The 20678-nt window shown below is 67.0% G+C and carries 14 protein-coding genes and 1 pseudogene; 6 read left to right on the top strand and 9 right to left on the bottom strand.

Features of this window, described 5'->3' with window-relative positions; translation table 11 throughout:
* Nucleotides 1-405: 405 nt before the first annotated feature.
* The 7 genes and pseudogenes from ACIPXB_RS01150 to ACIPXB_RS01120 all read right to left on the bottom strand — a co-directional run.
* Nucleotides 406-579 (bottom strand): annotated as a pseudogene (locus tag ACIPXB_RS01150) (hypothetical protein); the annotation flags it as partial.
* Between the two features lie 599 nt (nucleotides 580-1178).
* Nucleotides 1179-1901, bottom strand: coding sequence for a hypothetical protein (locus tag ACIPXB_RS01145; protein WP_401442908.1), 723 nt, complete (start codon nucleotides 1899-1901; stop codon nucleotides 1179-1181).
* Nucleotides 1902-2376: 475 nt separating this feature from the next.
* Nucleotides 2377-2664: a transposase gene (locus ACIPXB_RS01140; RefSeq protein WP_401444367.1), complete on the bottom strand. Its 288-nt coding sequence runs from the start codon at nucleotides 2662-2664 to the stop codon at nucleotides 2377-2379.
* 16 nt (nucleotides 2665-2680) lie between these two features.
* Nucleotides 2681-3691, bottom strand: a complete 1011-nt coding sequence (locus ACIPXB_RS01135; protein ID WP_401442906.1) for a hypothetical protein — start codon at nucleotides 3689-3691, stop codon at nucleotides 2681-2683.
* 9 nt (nucleotides 3692-3700) lie between these two features.
* On the bottom strand, nucleotides 3701-4450 hold the full coding sequence (locus tag ACIPXB_RS01130; RefSeq protein WP_401442904.1) for a transposase family protein: 750 nt from the start codon (nucleotides 4448-4450) through the stop codon (nucleotides 3701-3703).
* Nucleotides 4451-4492: 42 nt separating this feature from the next.
* Nucleotides 4493-6709, bottom strand: coding sequence for a hypothetical protein (locus ACIPXB_RS01125; RefSeq protein WP_401442902.1), 2217 nt, complete (start codon nucleotides 6707-6709; stop codon nucleotides 4493-4495).
* A 1880-nt stretch (nucleotides 6710-8589) separates the two neighbouring features.
* Entirely contained in the window at nucleotides 8590-10269 is a 1680-nt protein-coding gene (locus ACIPXB_RS01120; RefSeq protein ID WP_401442900.1) for an FAD-dependent oxidoreductase, read from the bottom strand.
* 324 nt (nucleotides 10270-10593) lie between these two features.
* Here ACIPXB_RS01120 and ACIPXB_RS01115 point away from each other — a divergent pair, with 324 nt between their 5' ends.
* From ACIPXB_RS01115 to ACIPXB_RS01095, 5 genes are all read left to right on the top strand, one after another.
* Nucleotides 10594-10758, top strand: coding sequence for a hypothetical protein (locus ACIPXB_RS01115; protein ID WP_401442898.1), 165 nt, complete (start codon nucleotides 10594-10596; stop codon nucleotides 10756-10758).
* 73 nt (nucleotides 10759-10831) lie between these two features.
* Nucleotides 10832-12460 (top strand): ISAzo13 family transposase, encoded by a 1629-nt coding sequence (locus ACIPXB_RS01110; protein WP_401442895.1) that lies wholly within the window; start codon nucleotides 10832-10834, stop codon nucleotides 12458-12460.
* Nucleotides 12461-13145: 685 nt separating this feature from the next.
* Nucleotides 13146-13850 (top strand): hypothetical protein, encoded by a 705-nt coding sequence (locus ACIPXB_RS01105; RefSeq protein WP_401442893.1) that lies wholly within the window; start codon nucleotides 13146-13148, stop codon nucleotides 13848-13850.
* Entirely contained in the window at nucleotides 13847-15829 is a 1983-nt protein-coding gene (locus tag ACIPXB_RS01100; protein ID WP_401442891.1) for an ATP-binding protein, read from the top strand. The genes ACIPXB_RS01105 and ACIPXB_RS01100 overlap by 4 nt, the downstream gene beginning before the upstream one ends.
* Nucleotides 15830-15865: 36 nt before the next feature.
* Nucleotides 15866-17953, top strand: a complete 2088-nt coding sequence (locus tag ACIPXB_RS01095) for a hypothetical protein (protein ID WP_401442889.1) — start codon at nucleotides 15866-15868, stop codon at nucleotides 17951-17953.
* A gap of 15 nt (nucleotides 17954-17968) precedes the next feature.
* On the opposite strand, the gene ACIPXB_RS01090 is transcribed toward ACIPXB_RS01095, so the two are convergent.
* Entirely contained in the window at nucleotides 17969-18337 is a 369-nt protein-coding gene (locus tag ACIPXB_RS01090; RefSeq protein ID WP_401442887.1) for a hypothetical protein, read from the bottom strand.
* A 155-nt stretch (nucleotides 18338-18492) separates the two neighbouring features.
* Here ACIPXB_RS01090 and ACIPXB_RS01085 point away from each other — a divergent pair, with 155 nt between their 5' ends.
* Nucleotides 18493-19608 (top strand): hypothetical protein, encoded by a 1116-nt coding sequence (locus ACIPXB_RS01085; protein WP_401442884.1) that lies wholly within the window; start codon nucleotides 18493-18495, stop codon nucleotides 19606-19608.
* Nucleotides 19609-19745: 137 nt separating this feature from the next.
* Here ACIPXB_RS01085 and ACIPXB_RS01080 read toward each other — a convergent pair whose 3' ends face one another.
* Complete coding sequence (locus ACIPXB_RS01080) at nucleotides 19746-20648, bottom strand: phosphotransferase family protein (RefSeq protein WP_401442881.1); 903 nt, start codon at nucleotides 20646-20648, stop codon at nucleotides 19746-19748.
* Nucleotides 20649-20678: the final 30 nt, after the last annotated feature.

The raw sequence follows: 20678 nt of genomic DNA, 5'->3' as shown, positions 1-20678 counted from the left end.
GCAGCGGGTCGGCCAGGTGGTCGTACCCGCGGGAGGATGCCGGCACCGTGGCCGCCCGCAGTGACTGTGCGTCCACGACCGCGGCGGTCGGCTCCGGATCACGGCCCTCCTCCTTGCGGACCTGCCCGCGCAGCCGGTCATGCAGTTCGGCGAGCAGGCCCTTGACCCGCCACGGCGCGAGAAGGCATAGACGCGGTCCCAGGCAGGGAAGTCCGGGCGTCACCCGCCAGGTGATGCCGCCCGCGACCAGGTAGCGGACCGCATCCAGCATCTGCCGGTGGCGGAGCCTAGCCCAGCCTCACGAGGTGGGCCGGGTCCCGAGTAGGAGAGGTCGATAGGGCGTCGGTGCAGGTGTAGAGGGCGAGGACGGCTTCGGGGTGGTAGTAGGAGCTGGCCAGGAGGAGGCGGGTGGTCGAGGGCGGCGACCAGGTAGCCGTGGCTGGCCAGCTCCTCCGCCCAGGCGGTGTCCTGGGTCCGCACCCTGCCCGCCCCCGGGGAGAACAGGACAACCGGGAACCGTTCTCCCCCACCGGCCACAGCACACTCCTGGTCCGGAGCGACTCGCTCACCCAGCGCCTCGAACAACTGCGGATGCGGATTGTGTTGGGTATGTTCGGCGAACGTCAGCCCGCAGCAGTGACCATCTACGCACTTGGCGCGAGTACGGCCAGACTGCGCTACTCCCCCTGGACACAGGGGGAACTCGCGCCATCCCCGCTCATCACACAGGTTCACCGGAATCCAGAGCTCTGACTCCCCTGTACGGCCGCTGCGCCCCGCCGCAGATCGAACCCGATGAACCGACCCGCCTGGCAAACTAGCCCCGTTCGGCGTCCGGAGCAAACGCGGCCTCCCAGCCCTCATCCCAGCCGGAGACGGTGAGCGGGTGCTGGGTGGCGGCCAGGGAAGACGGTTGGAGCGAAGCGTCGGACCGAGGTACCCCCCTCCGGAGGGGTGACCTTGGCCGCGCACTCCGCGCGCGGATCGAATGGGTGTCAGCCGGGGACCAGGTGGAAACGATGAACTCCGGAATGCGTGCCGTACCCGTCACCGTGACAGCCACCAGTACCAGCCGAGACCACTCGTTCGGGAATGGCTGAGCAGAACCGGTAGCCCTCCATCAGGGCAGGTACCCCCGACAGAGTTCCGCACAGCACCTACAGCCGACGAACCGGACGTCACGCCGCAAGCTCCACAGCATTCTGAGCGAGCATCCGGTCACCGCCGACCTCGACAACCGGCCGCCGGTAGCTCACGGCGATCCCGAAGCGCGTGGTGAACTCCACCAGCTCGCACCGCAGCACCCCCAAGACCGGCTCCGCCGCCGCGTCCAGGGCGGCGGCCATCGCAGGCAGCGCAGCAGTGAGTTCCCAGGAACTCGATTCGAGGCAGAACACGCCCAGCTCGGGAAGATCCGCCAGACGGAAGCCAATGCTGACCTCCGGCATCGGACCACGGCCAGCCTGGGCTGCCGCCTTGCGGTCAGCCAGGCCTACCGGACAACCGCACAACGATCCACGTGCCCCTATCGGCTCCAAGAACCGGTTTCCATCGCAGACATGGAGAGTCCTCCCCGCTCCGCGCATCACCATGCGAAATGAGACAGCCTCACGGCCTTCCAAAAACAGGACACGAACGCGATCGCAACGAGTCCGGACCTCAAGAACATGGTCATCGCCGGATTCCAACAGCTGCGGTATGCCTCCCAGAAGTCTGCTCAACGCATCAGCCGTCGCCCCGTCCTCTGTCGTGACACACCACGTCGACACTGCAATGGACTTTCCGCCTTGCTGGCTCGCGACACGGAACCGCCCTACCGGACGGCCTCCCGATACGCGAGGAGAATCTGGCGCCTCTTCGGCAGACTCCAGATCCGAACCAGGACTGTGCAGGTGACCCATGCGATTCTTCCATGAGACAGCAGCGGTGCGCCCACGTTTGCCAGTGACGGAGATATTCTCGTTTATCCAGCGGTCTTCTATAAGGCCGGCCAAGTGCTTCCCTTCACATGGAGGACGTCTGTCAAGCAGCGCTTGATACTTCACCATATCCCCCCTGCAATATGGGAGGACAGCACCGTCCGCTCCCGACCCACCGCCAAGCAGCCAGTGCGAACGGGATCTATGGTCTACGAAAACACCGGTTAGGCTAACCGGCGATCACGGTGTATGTTTCGCGCGCCGCAGGCGGCGATCAGCATTGACCTCGATTCGTCAGCGATGATCGCTGTTCGATAAGGCGGTCGGTTCACCCCGGTTTGTTCCGCGTGATCGTGGTCGGGGTCGTCGCGTGACGCTGCGGGATGCGCCGGGTTCCACTGGCCCGGGGCTGCGAGTTGTCCTCCTTCCTGGTCCTCGTCGGGGCGAGAGCCGGCGGTCAGGGGATCGCCGGAAGGGAGGTGAGCCGCTGCCAGGCCACGACGAACGCGTTGGCCCACGGCCAGGAGTGTTCGATCCGCAGCCGCCGACGGCGGGCGTGTTTCGCCAGGCGAGCGGGCAGGTGATAGAGCCGGAAGCGCATGGTGTCGGGTTCGGCGTCGGCGAGGTCGTCCTGGTCGTGCAGGGCCAGCAGCCGTAGCCAGGCGTCCAGGTCGGCGGCGAGGTTGCAGGTGAGCATCCACGCGGCGTTGACCTGCCAGGACTTCGAGCGGCGCCCTCGTACCAGGGACCGAGCTGCCGGCTCAAGGGCCGGACGCCGCTGTGGTTCGCATTAGGGACATGGGCCCCTTGAGCAGCCCGATCAGGCCGGACAGCTGTCCGGCGGCCAGCCTGCCGTTGAGCGTGTTCCCGGACAAATCCGGTGCTTCTGTGGCGAGGGCCGTCAGCTGCATGCTCATCGAGTTCATGCTCATCTCCGAGAGCACCCAACCCAGCGGCGCGGCCATCTGCGGCTCCGTACGAGGCGTCACCAGGAAGCTGCGGGTGGGCGAAGCCACCTCGAGCGTGGTCCCCGGCAGAGGGCCGGTGAACCGCACCAGAGCTGCCTGCTGCAAGGTCGCTGTACGGGCTGCGGTCGTGCGCGCCCGGTTTCCGGTGACGGGGGCTACGAGTTCGTCCAGGGGCTCAATCTTCGGGTCGGGCGCCTTCACGGAGTAGTGGCTGTCGAGGAGGACGACGAGCGGGACCACGTAAGGCAGTTTTTCCTCTGGCTTGGCTGCTACTTTGAGGTTGTGGGCGGCCACCTCGAGGTTTTTCGCGGCCACGGCGGGTTCGACCGCCGACCAGAACTCCAGCAGCGCCGCCATCCCGCTGCCCTCCAGATATCCGCCATCAATGGAAGAGATAGACGTAACATCCGGGGGATCTCCCTCGTCGTTATAGGCGCAGCGGTACATCGTGCCGCTGGGGGAGACGTAGGTGAACCGGGCCGAGAGGTGGGCGGCGGTCGACATCCGCAGCCCTCGGTTCAGGGGCCTGCAGTTCGCCGCGTCGTTGAACGCGACGGCATCGACCGTAGCGGTGACGAACTGAGCTCCACGCAGGGCGATGTTCGGCTTCTGGCATCTCAGCCTCTCGTCGGCGAGAGCAACGCCCGTCGTCCGGCGGGCGGCGACAGCGATCCGGCAGCCGGAGGCGACGTCCGTGCCGTTCATGAGCAGGAAGGGCCGCCACATGGTGTCGTGGAGGCTGGCGGAGGACAGCCCGCGTTCCCACGCGTCCTTGTCCGTCTGTTCCCAGGCGCGTTCAAACACTGAGCTTCTTCAGCGTTGCAGCTCCAGGGTGAGGACCGCTTTGGAGATTGACGTCATGCGGTTGGGGCTGCAGCGGGACCTGCGGAAGATCCGCCAGGTCTTCAGGCGGGCGACTCCACGTTCGACGGGGGCTCGTGTGGCGGCCAGGGCACGGTTTCGGGTCTTCTCGGTGGGGGTCAGTTCCTTCAGGGGCCTGCGCTTGATGCCAGTGGTCAGCCACGGACCGGCACCCTGGTAGGCGAGATCGGCCACGATCGGAACGCCCTGGCGCTCGCAGATCCGGATGATCCGGTGGGTGCGGGCGGCGGTCAGGTCGTGGGTGCGGCCCGGCAGGGCGGGCGAGAGCCATAGCAGCCGGCCGTCGGAATCGGTGACGACCTGCACGTTCACGCCGTGGCGCCGGTGCTTGTGGGAGTAGTCGGCCCGGCCGTCGCCGACCCGGTCGCATTCGGCGAGAGTGCCGTCGAGCAGGACGAAGTCCGGATCGTGGTCGCGCAGCGTCTTCAGCAGACCCGGTGCACGGGCGGCGAGAAGGTCGACGACCGCGCTGGTGTAGGCATGCGCGGTGGACTCGCTGATCCCGAACCCGGCAGCGATCTTCGCCAGAGTGATGTGCTCGCGCAGGTACACCAGTGCCACCATCGCTCGCTGGGACGGACGGAGCTTGCAGCGCCGGTCACCCTCGCGGGTGACGATCAGCATGGTGACCCACTCCACGAGTGCATGCGGCAGATCGAGTGCGGCAGGATGGATCACCAACGAGGCCCCCGAGCAACGTGATTGAGACGTCAGACATCTCGATCAACAGCCCGGGGGCCTCGCTCGTTGCGCTTCACGGGCCGTCATCCGATCGGTGGCCAATTCGAAGAAGCTCACTGAGGCCCGGTCGCTGTAGGCGTGGTTCAGTCCGTGGAAGGCATGGGTGCCGTCCCGGTACAGCAGGGCTGCGACGTTCGCGGCCAGGGCGTCCTCGCCGGCCAGCTTGCGGACGGCCTCGCTGCTCTTCGTACCGGCGGGTTGCCAGCTGGTGAGGGTGTGGGCCGCGAGCCCGAGGCTTCCGCCGGAGACGCCGCTGAGCGCGAAGGAGTAGGAACGTGCACAGGGCGATGCGTCCGTCAGCCGGTCCATGGCGGCACTGGTCCAGTAGGCGGCTCGGATCCCCCCACCCGCCGCAGCGACGAAGAGCATGGGGATGGCCTCGCCCCTGGCCCCGTTGCCGCAGGCCGCGGCCTGCTTGTACCAGTCGCCGAACTCCTTCTGGGCGGAGAACGGCGCGACGTTGTCCGTGGACGCTTCTACTGGATGCAGCCGGACCGCGTGGTACACCCCGGAGTTGTCCAGCATCGACTGCGTCGCCAGTACAGCGAGGACAGGCAGCCAGATCGGGGTGAACCGGAACCGCAGTGCGCGGAACGCCCGGTACGGTTCGCGCGACTCCACTCGGCGGATAAACAAGGCGCCGAGCAGGACGACTGTGGCGAGCATCAGCGAGAGTACGCCGAGGGTCCGCAGCCATGCCCCCGCCTCGAGCGGGAACACGGCGGTGAGCACCCCGAGCAGACACACAAGGAAGAGCAGGAACGCCCCCACGACCTTCGGGAGGCGGACCCGGCGCTGCAGCTCCCTGGCAGTCGCCGTGCCGGGCTCCCCGAACAGGCTGATCTCTGCGTGCCTGAGGAGCCAGTAGATGAGGGGCGGGACGAGGAGGGTCAGCACCAGCCCGCCCAGAAACCACACCAGGATCCAGCGGCGGTCGACGCCGCTGTCAATCAGCGAGCCGAGGAGGACGGGTCTGGCGAATGCCCGCACCAGGCCCAGCCCCGCGATCACAAGCGGAACGACGGTGAGCGCCCGCCCGATCGTCTCAACCTTCGCCCGTGCAATAGGAACATCCACCCACCGCACGGCAGGGTCAGGGCTGACGACAAAGGCACCCAGGACGGCAATTGCCAGCGCCACGACGGGAATGGCCAGCCCACCCGCATTGTGCGCAAAAGGCCCCTCCCAAAGGACCGGCCAGGCGATGGCGAGGGCAACGAACGCACCCAATGACAGAAAGAAAAAGTCCCACTTGCTGCGCGCCTTCTTCCGCTTTTTCGCCAGGCCATCCAAGAGCGCCCAGCGACCCGCCACCCACAGCGCGGCACACAGGCCAACCAAGGTCAGGGCTGGCCCGGCGATATCCGCGAGGCTTGTCCAAGGGCTGTCATGCACCCAGGCACGCTGGATGTCGGGAACCTGCTCCAGCGGCCCCCCACCGGGCAGGGCGATCAGTGCCGTCAGCACGGCGAGGACAGCCAGCTGCACGCGATGACGGGTCCAGCTGCGGGACGCGCGGGAGATGCCGCAGCGCCAGCGGATGAACCAGCGGGTCAAGATGCCGGGCAAAATGTCGACGACAAAGACTGCCGCCCCCAGGAACACCACGGCCGCCAGCAGCAGCCACTTTACCGAGGACAGCAACGCGACGGCGCAGGCCCATGTGTCGATGCTGCCTCCTTCGGCATGGACGAGGCCGCAGGTGGCCCCCGTTTCGGCCCAGTCGGTGACGAGCAGGGCGGACACCAGCATGGTGATCCCGGTGAGGCCGAACGGAATGGCCGTCGGCTGCCTCTTCGCGGCGCGGAAGTCGAACAGCCAGTGCAGCAGCAGGTACAGCGCGATGACGTAAGCGGGGGCGAAGACGAGGAAGTCGAGCACGATGTGCGTCATCAGCCAGAATTCGAGCTTGTCCGCACGGCTTGGGCCGTCGGCAGGCATGGTGGCGGCCCAAGCGTTCCATGCCTCGACCGCACTGGCGCGGTTGGTGTCCGACCAGGGCGGGAAGCCGGGCGAGCTGGTGAGCGCACCGGCGCTGTATGTGAAGTGGCCCTTCGCGGCGAGTGTCTCCAGCAGTTGGGAGATCTCCCCCATGACCAAGGCAGCAGCGGCGGCCAGGGGCGCTGCCCAGGCCAGTCGCCATCGCCATCCCCAGGCCCGTTCCCACAATGTGACCAGCCGGTTATTGCTTTCCGTCACTGGAGTGCCCATAGGACGACCTACGCAGAGGCCGGCTGGGCGCGTCACGCTGACGCGCCCGGTGGGTTACACGGATTCACTCCTTGCCGTGGCAGTGTGCGTAGTCGGATGGTGATCGTCTGATGTGAAGGTTGCGCCGGAAACCTGTCATGCCCGTCAGCGGCCCGCCCAGCAGACCTCCTCCGCTGGGGCGTACGGTGTCAGCGTCGCCCACGGTGCTTGATGCGACGGCCGGAGGTTCATGGCGTACGAGAGTACGCCGGCGTGTCGCGCTGGAAGCCCCGGCTGTCCGTGAGGGTGCCCACGTCGAGCTGTCAGATCAGAGCAGGTCCAGGAGGGCGGCGCCGAACTCATCGGGGTCGGCTCGTCGTGGTCGCTGCAGTCGCCCATCACGCGGACGTCGAGAAACCACCGTTCGTGCCCTTCGTTCCGGAGCAACCGGTGCCGCTCGCGTTGATGAAGCGGTTCGTTGAGCCCGTTGCTGATACCTCCCGATGTCACGGGGCTGTCCGGAAGTCAATGACCAGGCGGTCGCCGGTGTGCAGGACGGCCGCAAGTGTGACGGCGGCGAGCAGGCCGGCGAGAACGGGGGCGAGGAGGAACGCCCGGCCGCGCCGTGGGATGAGGACTGGCAGGAAGGCCGTCGGTAACGCGCCGGCAAGGAGAAGGAACGCCAGGAAGGACAGTGAGGTGCCAGCGTGTGTGAGAGCTTCTCGCGGACCGTTCGCCAGAGTCTCGACGTGGCGTGCGGAGAGCGCCGCCGCAGTGAGGGCGGTGGACAGCGGCGCCGCGTACAGGGCGCGGTCTCCAGCCCGGCGGATACCTGCAGGACCACGAGTACGAGCGTGCAGGCCCCTCCCGCGCAGGCCGCAGCCCACCAGTCCCACTGGGTGGCGCAGGAGGGCTGGCCGCCGCCAAGGATGGGGTGACCGGTCCAGCGGGCGGCCACGGCTCCCGTGGACGCGGCGACGGCGGTCACCAGGGCAAAGAGCGGAATCCACGCCGGTGCTGCTGGATGCCCCCTGTGCAGGGTCGTCCGACGGGCGCGGTCCGCCGGCCGCGCCCGCAGCGCGGACCACGCGGCGAGGACAGCAACTGCGGCCAGGTCCAGGTCCAGGTCCAGGTCCAGGTCCAGGTCCAGGTCCAGGTCCAGGTCCAGGTCCAGGTCCAGGTCCAGGTCCAGGTCCAGGTCCACGGGAATTTTCGATGGCGACGCGAGTCCACCGAGCACCACGGCGTCGACGAAGCCGAAGGCGCTGAGGAAGTGGCCGCTGTCCTGACCGATCCACAGCGCTCCGGTGACCAGGGCAATATTCGCGCCAGAGGCACCGGCCAGCTCCGCCCCTGGCCATGGGCGTCACCGCGGCGGGCGGCCCACAGCCGGGCAAGCGCCGCGCTCAGCGCACCTGTGGCAGCGGTGGCCACCGGCACCGTCGCAACCGTCCAACATAAGCCCGACGCTCCCATCGCGCTCGTGCCGGTACTCGCGAGCTGCGCCAGGGAGCCCAGGACCATACCTGCGGTCAGAGCGAGCAGTGCCCCGCGCGGCGCCGACCCGTTGCCATGCCCCGACAGGGTGTTCTTGCACGGGATTCTCCTGGGCGGGATTGGCCTGAGCCGTCACCTCGGGTGCGGGTGCCGGAGCGGCTGGCTGTGTGCCGCTGTCCTCCGGGCTGTCCGCCACCGTCTCTTCCCCACCACCCGCCTGCCGGCGGGTGAGCAACGCCTGGATTCTGCGGCGGGTGGCATGGTCGTTGTTGAAGAATTCCGGTTTTTGAACGGGTTTTTGAAGGCACTGACGGGTCTGGCGAGCCCTACGGGCGATCTCAGAAAGCGATGGTTCTCTGAAGAGGGTCACAGTGGAGGTGGGCCCCCACGGGTCAGGGACTCTGATGTGCGTGTGAGGCGTCAATGTCCTGGTACGCCTGACTATCCTCATCAACGAGAATCTTTTTCCAATTGTCGCCCGCCGCCCTCAGATAGGCCTGCATGGCGGCGACCGCCGCCACCCCTTGGCCGACGGCCTGTCCGACCCGCTGCTGCGAGCTGACCCGTACGTCACCCGCCGCGAACACGCCGGGCAAACTTGTTTCGAAAATAAGCTTCGGAGTTTCACTTAGGTAGCGGTCGGTCAGGATGAAATCCTTCTCTTTCTTTGGTTGATCCCCCAGCCACTGAGTGTTCGGTTTTCCACCGGATAGATCGTAAACAGAATTGACTTCAATGGATTCTTCAGGATCCGTTGCCCCTTCCATCTGATAGGAAACCTCTTCGATCTGTGTCTCGCCGATAAATTTCACCACCCTGGCCGGAGTGAAGACATCAATTCCATCCGTGTCGTCGAGTCTTCTTCGTGACGCGGGGTGCATCGCGTCTTTCAGGCCGATCACGGTGACCCACGTGGACCCAGCGTCCTTGAATAGTGTGGCGGCGTCGGCCGCGGCCTCTCCGGCCCCGACGATCACCACCCTCTTGTCTTCTTCCGCCGCAGGTGTGATACCCCACGGTCCGCGATGGATCGCGCTCCCGAGCCTGGACTCGCTGTCCCTGTCGTCTCCGTCTTCGATGACGTGGTGGAACCTGCGTCCGCAGGCCAGCAAGACCATTCCTGCGGACACCTCGGTGATTTGGTTTCCGCACGAGACCCCGATCGTGTAGCGGAAATCGCCATCGGACGTGAGGGAGGTGGCCCTCATGTGCGGGGACATGTGGACGTGGGAGCAGCCCCTGACGTGCTCAGCCGCAACCTTGAGGAACTTTGCCCCTGTGAGACCCAGGGGGAATCCCAGATAGTTCCGGATCACGTTCATCGCGGCCACTGCCCGGCCGCCGGGCTGGTTATCCTCGATGAGCAATGTCCGGAGGCCGATGCTGTCCGCGCTCACCGCGGCCGACATTCCGGCCGGCCCAGCGCCCACGATAACGAGATCGTATTTTCGGTTCCTGATGATGGTGTGGTCCGTTGATGGGATGATATTCAGGGCGGCACAGACACTGCCCACCGTCGACTGCCCTTTTTCGCTGGGAGTTTCGTGTCCGATGTCCTCGCTGGTTGAGCTATGCCATGTGTAGCGGATGCCATGGACAAAGAGAATGTCCCTCAGCATCATTGCTTGCTTCGTTCCGGGGGCGCCAATGAAGGTAATCTCGGCCTCGGGGGGTTGCCAGTCGAAGAAGAGCCGCTCTACCTCTGCCTCAAGATCCGAAACGGGAATCCGGCGCATGCCATCGGTCGCGTCGCTGTCATGGTCGTCGTCCGAGAGCAGCGCCACCAGGACGGACCCAAACCGGTTGCGGTTGAGGCGCTGGAGGATGTCCGGGACGAGACGGGGGTCGGCAATCACGGCGACCACTTGGCTGGGGCGGTGATCCTCGCGGAACAGCGTGGCCAGTTCGTCCAGGCCAGCCAGGCCGATGACCTCCAGGCCGTCGGCGCACCCGTGCCGGATCCGGTCGATGAGCCTGCTGCGTTCCACCGGCTCGGGATGCATGAGAAGGATGGCCGGCCGATAGGCGTCGCGACGGCTGGCGGTGGCGCGCGATGATTCGGATGGGGGCATGGCCAGATGGATTCCACGTACGCAGGCCCGAACATGCAGCTCTCCCGCCTCGTCATGCGTTCGGCGGGTCGCGCACTCCCGGGCCTGTGCGCCCGGACTCGGGGCGCTGATTGCTTGTCAACGCCCTTCGTCAGGGAAGGGTTGGCGGCCTTGTGCGGGCGAGGGCCTCGCGGACATTCAGGTCCGATGGACCAAGAGATTCAAAATCGTACGGCGGAGCTCCCTCCCCTCCCCTCCCCTCCCCTCCCCCCATTGCCGTTTTGGTTGCCCCGCAATGGGGCGCCAATCGGCGGCGCGGGCGTCACTGACGACCACATGCTCTCCATGGCCCTTCACCTGCGTGAGCAGGAGATGAGCCTGCGCGACATCGCCGCCCGGCTCGTCATCACCACGGGCAAGAAGAAGGGACAACACCCCTCGCCCGCGACCGTCATGCGGATGCTGCGCGAGCACGACGAGCAGATGGCCGCGATGGAACCCGCACGCTGACCTGCGGATCATTCCCTAAGGGCTTGCAGGGAATCAAGGTGTTGCTTCCTGTTCTGGGGCTCGTTGGTGTGGTATGAGCATTTTGGGCGAGACCCGTAGCCAACTCTCTGTGAAGTTCGCGGAGTTGTTCCCGCATCTGGACGAGCGGCAGCGGCGTCTGTTGATGTCCGCGGAGTCCCGGGTGCTGGGGCATGGCGGCGTTCGGGCCGTCGCCCGGGCGGCCGAGGTGAGCGAGACGACGGTCCGCAAGGGTGTGTTCGAGCTCGAGGCCGGTGAGGAGCCCCTGGGGCGGGTGCGGCGTCCGGGCGGGGGCCGCAAACGAGTGGCCGATGTCGATCCGGGGCTGCGGCCGGCGCTGCTGGCGCTGGTCGAGCCGGATGTGCGGGGTGATCCGATGTCGCCGCTGCGCTGGACGGTGAAGTCGACCCGCGTACTGGCGCGGGAACTGACCCGGGCCGGGCACCGGGTCAGTGCGGACACCGTTGCCGATCTGCTGCGGGAGGAGGGCTTCAGCCTGCAGGCCAACGTCAAGATCCTCGAGGGCAGCCGGCACGTGGACCGGGACGCGCAGTTCCGTTACCTCAACGAGGAAGCCCGCGAGCACCAAGGCGCCGGCCAGCCGGTGATCAGCGTGGACACCAAGAAGAAGGAACTTGTGGGCGCGTTCAAGACCGACGGCCGCCAGTGGCGCCCGGCCGGTGATCCGGTGCCGGTGAACATGCACGACTTCGCCGACCCGAAGCTGGGCAGAGCGATCCCCTATGGCGTATACGACCTGGCGGCGAACACCGGCTGGGTCAACGTCGGTACCGACCACGACACGGCCGCATTCGCGGTGGAATCGATCCGCCGCTGGTGGCACGGCCAGGGCCAGTCCGTCTACCCGCGGGCGACACGGCTGCTGATCACCGCCGACGCGGGCGGCTCCAACGGCTACCGCACCCGGGCCTGGAAACTCGAACTTGCCCGGCTCGCCGCTGAGACGGGCCTGACGATCACCGTCTGCCACCTGCCGCCGGGCACATCGAAATGGAACAAGGTCGAACACCGGCTCTTCTCCCACATCACCATGAACTGGCGGGGCCGCCCGCTGACCAGCCACGAAGTCATCGTCCAGTCCATCGCCGCAACGACCACCCGCATCGGACTACGGATGCATGCCGAACTCGACACCAGCACCTACCCGACCGGAGTGCAGATCGGTGACGCGGAGATGGCGGCTCTGCCACTGACTCGCCATGGCTTCCACGGCGACTGGAACTACGTCCTGCACCCCCAGCCGGCCCCGGCCGTCCCGGCGGCCCGGGCCCCACACACACCAGAGCCGGAGTGGAACCAGGCACTGCTGACCGACCCCACGCTGACCAGCATGTCCCCGAAGCAACTGAATGACCTCACAAAGGCTCTCGCCCCGGACAGCGGCGACCGGCGCGGCCGTCCGCCCCGGCTCGCCTTCGCCGACCAGGTCCTGGCCACCGTGCTCCACCTGCACCTCGCCCTGGCCGCAGAACCCCTCGCCGTGCTCTTCGGCGGCAGCCGCACAGCCATGCACCGCACCCTGCTGAAGATCAGGAAACTGCTTGGAGCACGCGGCATCGTCATCCCACCGGCGACCACCCCACCCGCAGCCCTCGCGCCCCTCCAAGCTCGGGTCCTCGCCCAGAGCAGCGATCCCGAGAGCAAGATCAAGACAACGTGTTAATGATCTGCAAGCCCTTAGGCATCTGCGGCAATTAGAAGAGGGACGGAGGTGTAGGTTGACATGCTTCTACGCAGGGTTCCACTCCCACTCCGGAAGTTTCGTCTGCCGTGAGCGATGCCGAACCCCGACCTCGCCCCTTGGCGCCACCGCGCACCTACTCGTAGGAAGCCGGCGTCGAAATGGCGACCACGAAGTTGCGCGCCGCTTGACGTGCAAGGGCTGCTACGGCGGCGATATGCACATCGGGATGGAGCTTGGCAGGCTGCCTGGGCTGATGACGGCCGGACAGACGGCCACGGCCTACGAATCGGCGCCACATGCGTCCGCGGTATTCGCGTGCGCAGCCGGGGCAGCCGACGAGTGTCCACCGGATGGGGGAACTGGCCGGTGCTGCGGTTGCAGCCGACGCCGCGGAGGACTATCGGGACGATGCCACCGTGGCGGTCTTCTTCCGCCTGGGCTGACGAGCACTCCGCAGGCCCGGCGTCGGCATTCCGTCTTCCGGGAGAGCCGGCGACCGCGCCTCCAGCTTCGTTGAACCCGTTGCCTGCCCAGCATCAGCCAGTCGGCAGCGTGCTGTTCCATCACCGCGCCTGGCCCCCCTCGAACGCCAAGGTGTCACGATTTGCGGCAGGAATCCGAAGACGCCATGGGCAGAGCGTGTACGGCTCACTACTCTGGCGCAATGGATCACAACGGAGCGGGCACGGAAGCTGAAGGCCCGGCGACCAGCCGCGAGCAGGACGCCGTCCGCATTCTGCTGCTGATCGACGGGGCCTGCGAGCCACTGTCCCTACCGGAGCAGGCCGAGCCCGCCCTGCAGCAAGCCGTCGGGGTCATGCGGACACAGGTCAAGCTGCAGAAACTCGACTTCTGGTTGCGGAACCCGGACTTCCTGGCCAACGAACTCCTCAACGGCTACCAGGCCACCGGCGAGCTTGAGCTCCTGGAGCACGCCGCAGCGATCTTGGACTCCGAAGAACCCGAGGTCCGCCGTTATCCGATGCTTCGCCACCATTTCGGTGCCTACGGGTGGCTGGACGATGCCCTGGCAGTTCTGCGGAGCGCTGGTCTGATTATCCGTCAGCGGCGGGGAACGATCGAGCGCGTGCGTCAGCACGACTACTACCTGCTGCAGCACGGCCGCCATGTCGTGCGGGAGATCATCCGTGAAGCGCCGGCCTTCGCGTACTACGTCGACCGGGTCGGGCTTGTCCTGGCGCTCGCCGGCGACAGGCGGGGCAGCGAACTCAAGGACATGCAGTACAGGATCCCCGAATACGCGGAGACACCGCGGGGACAGGAAATCCAGTCACTCAGCGCGAAAGCACGAGGGCGCCTGGCAGAACTTCGCCGGGAACTCGCGACGCACGGAGGGGGACAGGCATGAGTGCACCACAGGGCGAGGTGGCCCTGGAGGACAGGATCGCGAAGAAGGCGGACGTTCCTGTCGACGACGTCCGTGACGTGTTCGCGGCCTACGGTCTGCCCCTCGTCGTTTCGCCCGCCCGCGCCCGCCCGCTGCGCGTGCACCGGCTGCGACTGGCCGGGGAGCGGACTGGCGACGTCCAGCCAGGTCCGTTCGACACCTCGCTCGACTTCTCAGAAGGCCTTACCGCCTTCGTTGCGTCGAACTTCCGGGGCAAGAGTTCGGTACTGGAGCTGGTGACGTGGTGCCTGCGCGGAACCTGGCGGGACGCCCTGCAGACCCGGGTTCGCCACTGGCTCCGGCACGTCGATCTGGACGCGACTATCGCCAGCACTCCCATAGCGTTCCGTCTGGACCTCGCAGAGGGGGAGATCACCTCCGCCGTCGTCCTGACCGGACCGGACATTACCGCGCTCGAAGAAGTACGCGCGCCCGACCCCGGCAGGGGGATCACACCCCTACTCCGGGCAGCGAGCACGACGAGCTACGCGGAGCAGATCGCGGGGCTGATGCTGGGCCGGATGGACTTGCAACCCCTCCTCAATAGCCGCATGGAGACCAGCACGACAACGCACGGATGGCCTGCGTACTTCGGAGCGGTCTACCTCCCCACCGGCGCCGACAAGCCGCTCATGGGCGACGTCATGACCGACGGCCTGCCGGGACGCCTCCTGCAGGTCTTCCTCGACCTGCCGGCTGCCGCCGCTCTCACCCGGGTGAAGACGGTCCGCGACGTACGGGTCGCTGGCATCAAGGCACGGCGCAAGGAGGCCGAGGCGGCGGCTGCCGCGCGTACGACCGAGCGGGCCCGCCTCCAGGACGAACTCGGCAAGGCTCAAGATCTTCTGGCCAGCTTGAGTCCGAGCGGTACGAGCGAGGTCTCGCTGGTCGACCTCGCGCACACCGCCATGGACCTCGCGCAAGTCGTGGCCGACGCGCAAGACGTCTGGGAGGAAGCGGACCGCACGTTCCGCCGGGCGCGCACGGAACGGCAGCACGCGGCGAAACTCCTCAACGACGTCACCGAGAGCGCGACCGCCCGCGTCCTGTTCCACGGACTCAACCCGACGAGCTGCCCTCGATGCGACCAGACCATCGACGACGAGCGTCGCCGCGAAGAGCGGCAGGCGCACACCTGTGCGGTCTGTGCCAGGGAGGTAGTGGGTGATGACGAAGACCCGCAGGGTGTGACCGCCGAAGCCGAGTCCCGACTCGAAGCCACCACCGCGGCCGAAGAAGCCGCGAAGACCGAACGCGAGCAGGCCCAAACCGAAGTTCGGCGGCTTACCGGCCAGCTGGAGGAGGCCCAAGCAGAGCTGCGGCGCGCGCAGTCGGCCGCCGACCTGCCGGCGCGGGTCGCCGCACACGAAGCCGTACTGCGCCTCGAAGGCGCACTCAGCGTGCTGGAGGTCCCGCCGGAGTCCCTTCCGGACGAAGCGGAGGAGAAGGCTATCCGCATCCTGGCTGCTGCTGCCAGCCTGCTTGACGGTGACAGCAAGGCCACGGCCGCGAAGCTCTTCGAAGAGATCAACGCGGAGATCGCCAGTCTCGCCACCCGGTTCGGAGTGCCCTCTCTGGAGTCCGTGTCCATCGACCGCGCCGCCCGTCTGAAGATCTACCCCGTCGGCAGCGCACAGGAATGGTTCCAAGGCCAGACAGCTGGCGCAAAACTCCGGCTACGTGTCGCGGTCGCCATCGCCCTCCTGAGGATCGGCCGACGCAACGGCGTGTCCACGCACCCCGGCCTCCTGCTGATCGACAGCCCGAAGTCCGAGGAAATGCAGTCCGCAGATGCCCATAAACTCTTCCGCGAACTGGCCGCGGTCGCAGCCGACAGCGAGCTCCAGGTCCTACTCACCACGGCGGACTTCGACCTCGCCAACGCCACCCTCCCCAAGGACACCATCCGGCAGGCGGCCGAAGGCGCCCCGCTGTGGTGACCCACCTCCGGCACGGCACAAGGAAGGACGAAGGACATGCTCCAGCTCGCCGACCGGCTCACTGAACTGGCCGCGGGCAGCGAGCCCATCACCTTCCCCGCCATCGGACTGTCCCCTGACACGGTGGTGGGCCAAGCCGGGGCAGTGGCCGCCGGCCCCCTCGCACCCTTCCTCGCCGAGGCCGTCGCGGACGCCTACAACCGCGGGGACGCACGGTGGCAGACCGTCGCAACGACCCTTCCACCAGGCCTCGCCACCCAACCCAGCGTGCTCCACCTCACCGCCTCGCTCGACGCCCTGCTCGACAGCGCCCCGGCCGCCAAAGCCCTCGGAAAGCCGCTGACCACAGCCCTCCTGAACGACCTACTGGCCCGCATCGAAACGATGCCGCTGCTGGCCGCCGCCCGGCTCGAAGGAGCCGTACGCCTGGCGATCGCCGAAGCCGTCAGCCCCTTCAAGGTGTGGCAGGCCCTCGAAGACGTCCCTGCCGACGGACCCGAGGACTTCCTCGAGCGGCTCCCGCGAATCCTCGGCCTCACCCTCGACCGCTGGGCCCATGAGGACACGATCGCCGACAGCGTCCGAGACCTCCTCGTGCAGCTCACGCATGACGAAGCCGCTGACGCCGATGCCATGTTCGAACTCGGCTGCGACCTGCTGCGCCGCGCACTATCCTCAAGGACCGTCGGTGAGGTGACCAACCACCTCGTCCAGGCCCGCAGGCACTTCGCGAGCGCCACCCAGGCCGACGAGGCCCGCCACGACGCCGAGACCTTCGCAGCAGTCTGCGACGCGATCATGGCGTTCAGCCGACACGACACGAACGCCATCACCGATGCCGCAGATCGGATCGCAAACCTCCTCGACCGGCGCGAGGCCTGGATCCACCGTACCCACCACCCCGCCTGGCTCCAACCCAGACGCTCGGCCGAGATCGCCTGGCACGAGCTCGTCCTGCAACTGCGCGGCGCCGCCAACGCCCTCAACGAGGATGCCTGGCTGGACGGCTGGCAGGCCCTGAGCACGGTTCTCGCCGCATACCAGGCCAGCCGCACCGTCCAGCCGATGACCGGCGACAGCGGCCACGGGCTCGCCACCTTGGTCCAACCAGTGATCGAAGACAGCTTCCTGCGCCAGCAGGCCTTCCTCGCACAACTACGCCGAGCCGCCCAAGAGACCGAGCGTCACGCAGACAGCGGTTTCGACGCGGAGACCGCCAACGCCCTGCTCAATGCGATCGAGAACACCTCATCACAGCGCGACGCCCGCGACGCCAGCCCCTCGGCAGGCCAAGATCACTCCGAGGACGACGACCCCGACCGGGCCCTCTTGACCCGCCTGCAGCGCCGGGCCCCAACCCTGCTGGTCCTCCTCGGAACCGATCAGGCGCTGCGCATCGCCGCCTCCCTTGAAGATCCCCAGCTCCTCGCCATCGAGGGGATCGCTCACGACAACGACGTCGCCCGTCTCGAAGCCACAGACCCACTCATCGTCCCCAAGCTCGACGAACTCATGGAAGCCCTGCACGAGCATCCCGCGTTCACCGGCGAGACCAGAAGGACCTTCTCAGCCCTCGTGCAACAGACCCTGCTATTCCTCAAGAGCCGCTCCGACCTCACCCGCACAAACCTCGTCGGCAGCAGCAAGAAGAACGAGCCTCCCCTGTTCGACTACCGGCGCAAACCCGAAGGAAGCAACGCCCGCAAGCCGGTCGAGGCCGACCTCCAGCGCGACTTTCACCAATGGCTGCAAATGGGTCCGCTCCACAACGCCGTGATGGTCGAACCCGTCGACGTGGCCATGGGCCGCGCCGACGTCATGGTGCACTTCGCCAGCCTGCGCTACCTCACCGAGATCAAGAAGGACGATTCCGACAACAGCCGCCAGTACCTGGAAGGCCGCTACCTCACGCAGACAGCCGACTACAGCAACACCAACGCCCCGTTCGGACAACTCCTCGTCCTCGATCTCACCTCCAAGACCGGCACCAAGGGCAACCTCCGACTCGAAGAGAGCGTGTGGAGCACGACCCACCGGCCGCAGGGAGCAACCGTGGACCGGGCCGTCGTCGTCGGCATCGTCGCCGGCAACCGCACGACGCCCTCCAGCTACTCCCGGAAGTAGCCGGTCCCGGACAGCTCAGCGGTACCAGTCGAGGGGTTCCGCCGCGTACGTGCCGTCGGTGAGGACCGCGTCCGTCAGCTCGAACCGCTGCCGACGGACGCTCGACGGCTCCTGCCAGGTGATGACGGTGCCGGCAGGCCGACTGCTGGGAAGCTGGACCACGTGACCGTCCGGGGCCCGCGTACCGATCAGGGTGTACGTGCGGGCGGGTCGCGTCGCTGCCCCGTTTCCACCCGTTGCGGTGCCGTGCCGGTCACCGCGACGGCGGCGGGCCCGTGCGACGAGGGCCACAGCCACGACCACGGCGCAGCCCCCCAGAAGCTCTGCGATCGAGCCAGTGATCACATCGTTCAGCATGTCGGTGAGTTCGCTTCCTCTGCCCATTGCTCGCATCGCACGTGCCCCGGGGACCCGGTCGCGTGACAGCGCAGGGACCGCAAGACGCCAGTGAAGTCGCCCACTTCCGCCCCTGCGGCCCCATTGAGCCAGACGTTGAATTTCCCGCCCCACGACACTTCGCGGGGTTCTAAGGTGCGGAAGTGACCCGCGACGACACCTCACGCGCGGACCAGGAGCTGCTCAGGCACCTCCACGACCGCGGCCTGGCCACATCAGCGGCGCAGCTGGAACGCTGGCGGCGAGCCTGCCTGCTGCCGCGGCACACCCGCAAGGCGCTGGGCAGAGGCCGCGGCTCATCATCCGTTCTGGACCCCCGCACCGTGGAGATCGCCGATGTCCTGACACGTTGCAGCGGTCAGGGCAAGGACCTACGCGCCACGGTCCTGGCCTGGTACATGCGAGCCGGTACCCCAGGAGCGCACTCCCGCCAGCCGGTACCGGAGCCGCCCTTCGAGCCCGTCCGTGACGCCCTCGTCTGGGCCCTGCGCCGCAGTCCTGTCCAACGCCTGATCGAGCAGGCCCGTCGGGCACGCGACGACACCGATACCGACGTTCTCTACGCCGACGCAGAGAAGTACCTGGCCCGCTCGCCGGGACCGTTCGGTCATCCGGCGCGCATGCGCGAAGCAATCCTCGACAGCGGCCAGGACATCCAGCCACCACTACGCGGTGGACAGCGCAGCATGGTCAACCTCATCGCGCTGCTCGGACTACCCCAGGGGGAGGTGAGTGGGGAGAGCTTCGCGCAGGCGGTGACCGCCTCCGGGCTGCTGCCAGAAGTGGACGGTGCGACGCTGGCCGCGGCCTTCGAGCAAGCTGAGCGCGACGGAACCTTGGAGCACGTACTACGCGGGGCACAGCAGCATGACGTGGTAGCCGAAGCCGAAACCGTCAGCTCCGAGAGACTGGCCCGCGCACGGGAAGTCGCCCGCGTCCTGGGCTTCTGCGGCGGCATTTACCTGATGCATGGCCTGCTGCTCCCGGACACCCCCGGCCAGCAAGCCATCCGCGCCAGAATCGACGAGCTGGGCCTGGGCGAAGCAGCAATCACGGCAGCCCAATGCGTCAGCAAAGTCGCCGCGGCCAACGTGCTCAGCTTCTGCTTGGAACCCTCCTTCGACCACCTCGCTGGGCAGCTCAACGAGGTGATGACGGAGCACATGGCCGGCGTCTTCCGCTGCCCCGGAGAGCTGGACTCAGCCGAGGACCTCATGGCCCAGTGGCTGGCAGCAATCCGGGACGCAGCAGAGCGGTAGTGCGGCCGGCCAGGAGCTCCCGCGGCGAAATGCACGCAGCGGTAGCCAGCCCGTGCCTGAGACAGGGTCTCGTTGCTCGGGACTCCAGATCCGACTCAGGGCGGAGCCGCAGCGCCAACCATGGCAGGAAAGGACAGCTAGAGGATGTTCCAGTGAAGTTGCCCGTCTCGCCTCCGGAGCCCGTCAACCCGACGCTGAATCTCACTCAGAGAATCGGGGGCATGTCGCACCTTCCGGGCATTCGTCGTAACCATGCGCAATTCGCGAATATCGCGTAGAACCGAGTAGCCAGCGCCTTTCCTAATGTCCCACCCGTAGGCGTCCACGAACGCCTGGTAGTGGGCTTGGCCGTAACCAAACCGGCGGCAGTGAACCTCAACGGTGACGAGATCCCATTCCGGCTGACCTTGGGCAATCGTGTCCCAATCACACAACACCGCAGTTCCATCGGCGATTTGCAGCGCGTTTCGGTGCTGAGGATCGCCCTGTATCAGTCCGGGGGCCAGGGCGAACGGGACTCCTTCCAGCGCCTCTTCGAGCCGGTCCACCTCTTCCTCCATATACCGGACGCAAGCGGCAGGGAGGCACGTGATCGCGGTGAGTGAGCGACGGATCGCACGGATGTTGTCGTGCTCGGCAAGGACGATCGGAGGTCGAGGCAGGGTGTGGAGAGCTTTGAGGGGCCCTGCAAGTTGCCAGGCCGCCACCGGGCTCTCGTGCTGTGGCAGGTACGTCCAGAAGGTGACAGCGTGCCCGTCAATGACCATTGGCTGATCGCAAGGGTGAAGAGGGACTGTGGGGAAGTCTGCCTCCATAAGCCAGCGTACGAAGGCAACGGTACGCGCGACGCTGTCGACGTCCGTCCCCTTGCGAGCGATCTTGGCCACCACCTGCTCCTTCTCCAGGAGGAGAACCGCGTTGGTGTGACCGCGGAGGAGACGCGCATCACGGCTGTCGAGGCCGGCCTTATCGCAGGCCCGCTCCAGCACCTGGTACATCTCGAACTCGTCGAACCCACCGGGGGCCGGCGTGATTTTCATGTCACCCAGGCTTACCGACGAAGGCCCGTC

This window comes from Streptomyces sp. NPDC090022 (assembly GCF_044748145.1).
GTDB lineage: Bacteria > Actinomycetota > Actinomycetes > Streptomycetales > Streptomycetaceae > Streptomyces.
The sequence above is the reverse complement of the archived record's forward strand: the minus strand, read 5'-3'. Positions and strand labels throughout refer to the sequence as shown.

Coding starts and splice junctions, on each gene's coding strand:
- ACIPXB_RS01145 (WP_401442908.1), bottom strand. CDS start 1,901: ATGGGTCACCTGCACAGTCCTGGTTCGGATCTGGAGTCTGCCGAAGAG.
- ACIPXB_RS01120 (WP_401442900.1), bottom strand. CDS start 10,269: ATGCCCCCATCCGAATCATCGCGCGCCACCGCCAGCCGTCGCGACGCC.
- ACIPXB_RS01115 (WP_401442898.1), top strand. CDS start 10,594: ATGGCCCTTCACCTGCGTGAGCAGGAGATGAGCCTGCGCGACATCGCC.
- ACIPXB_RS01110 (WP_401442895.1), top strand. CDS start 10,832: ATGAGCATTTTGGGCGAGACCCGTAGCCAACTCTCTGTGAAGTTCGCG.
- ACIPXB_RS01105 (WP_401442893.1), top strand. CDS start 13,146: ATGGATCACAACGGAGCGGGCACGGAAGCTGAAGGCCCGGCGACCAGC.
- ACIPXB_RS01100 (WP_401442891.1), top strand. CDS start 13,847: ATGAGTGCACCACAGGGCGAGGTGGCCCTGGAGGACAGGATCGCGAAG.
- ACIPXB_RS01095 (WP_401442889.1), top strand. CDS start 15,866: ATGCTCCAGCTCGCCGACCGGCTCACTGAACTGGCCGCGGGCAGCGAG.
- ACIPXB_RS01090 (WP_401442887.1), bottom strand. CDS start 18,337: ATGGGCAGAGGAAGCGAACTCACCGACATGCTGAACGATGTGATCACT.
- ACIPXB_RS01080 (WP_401442881.1), bottom strand. CDS start 20,648: ATGAAAATCACGCCGGCCCCCGGTGGGTTCGACGAGTTCGAGATGTAC.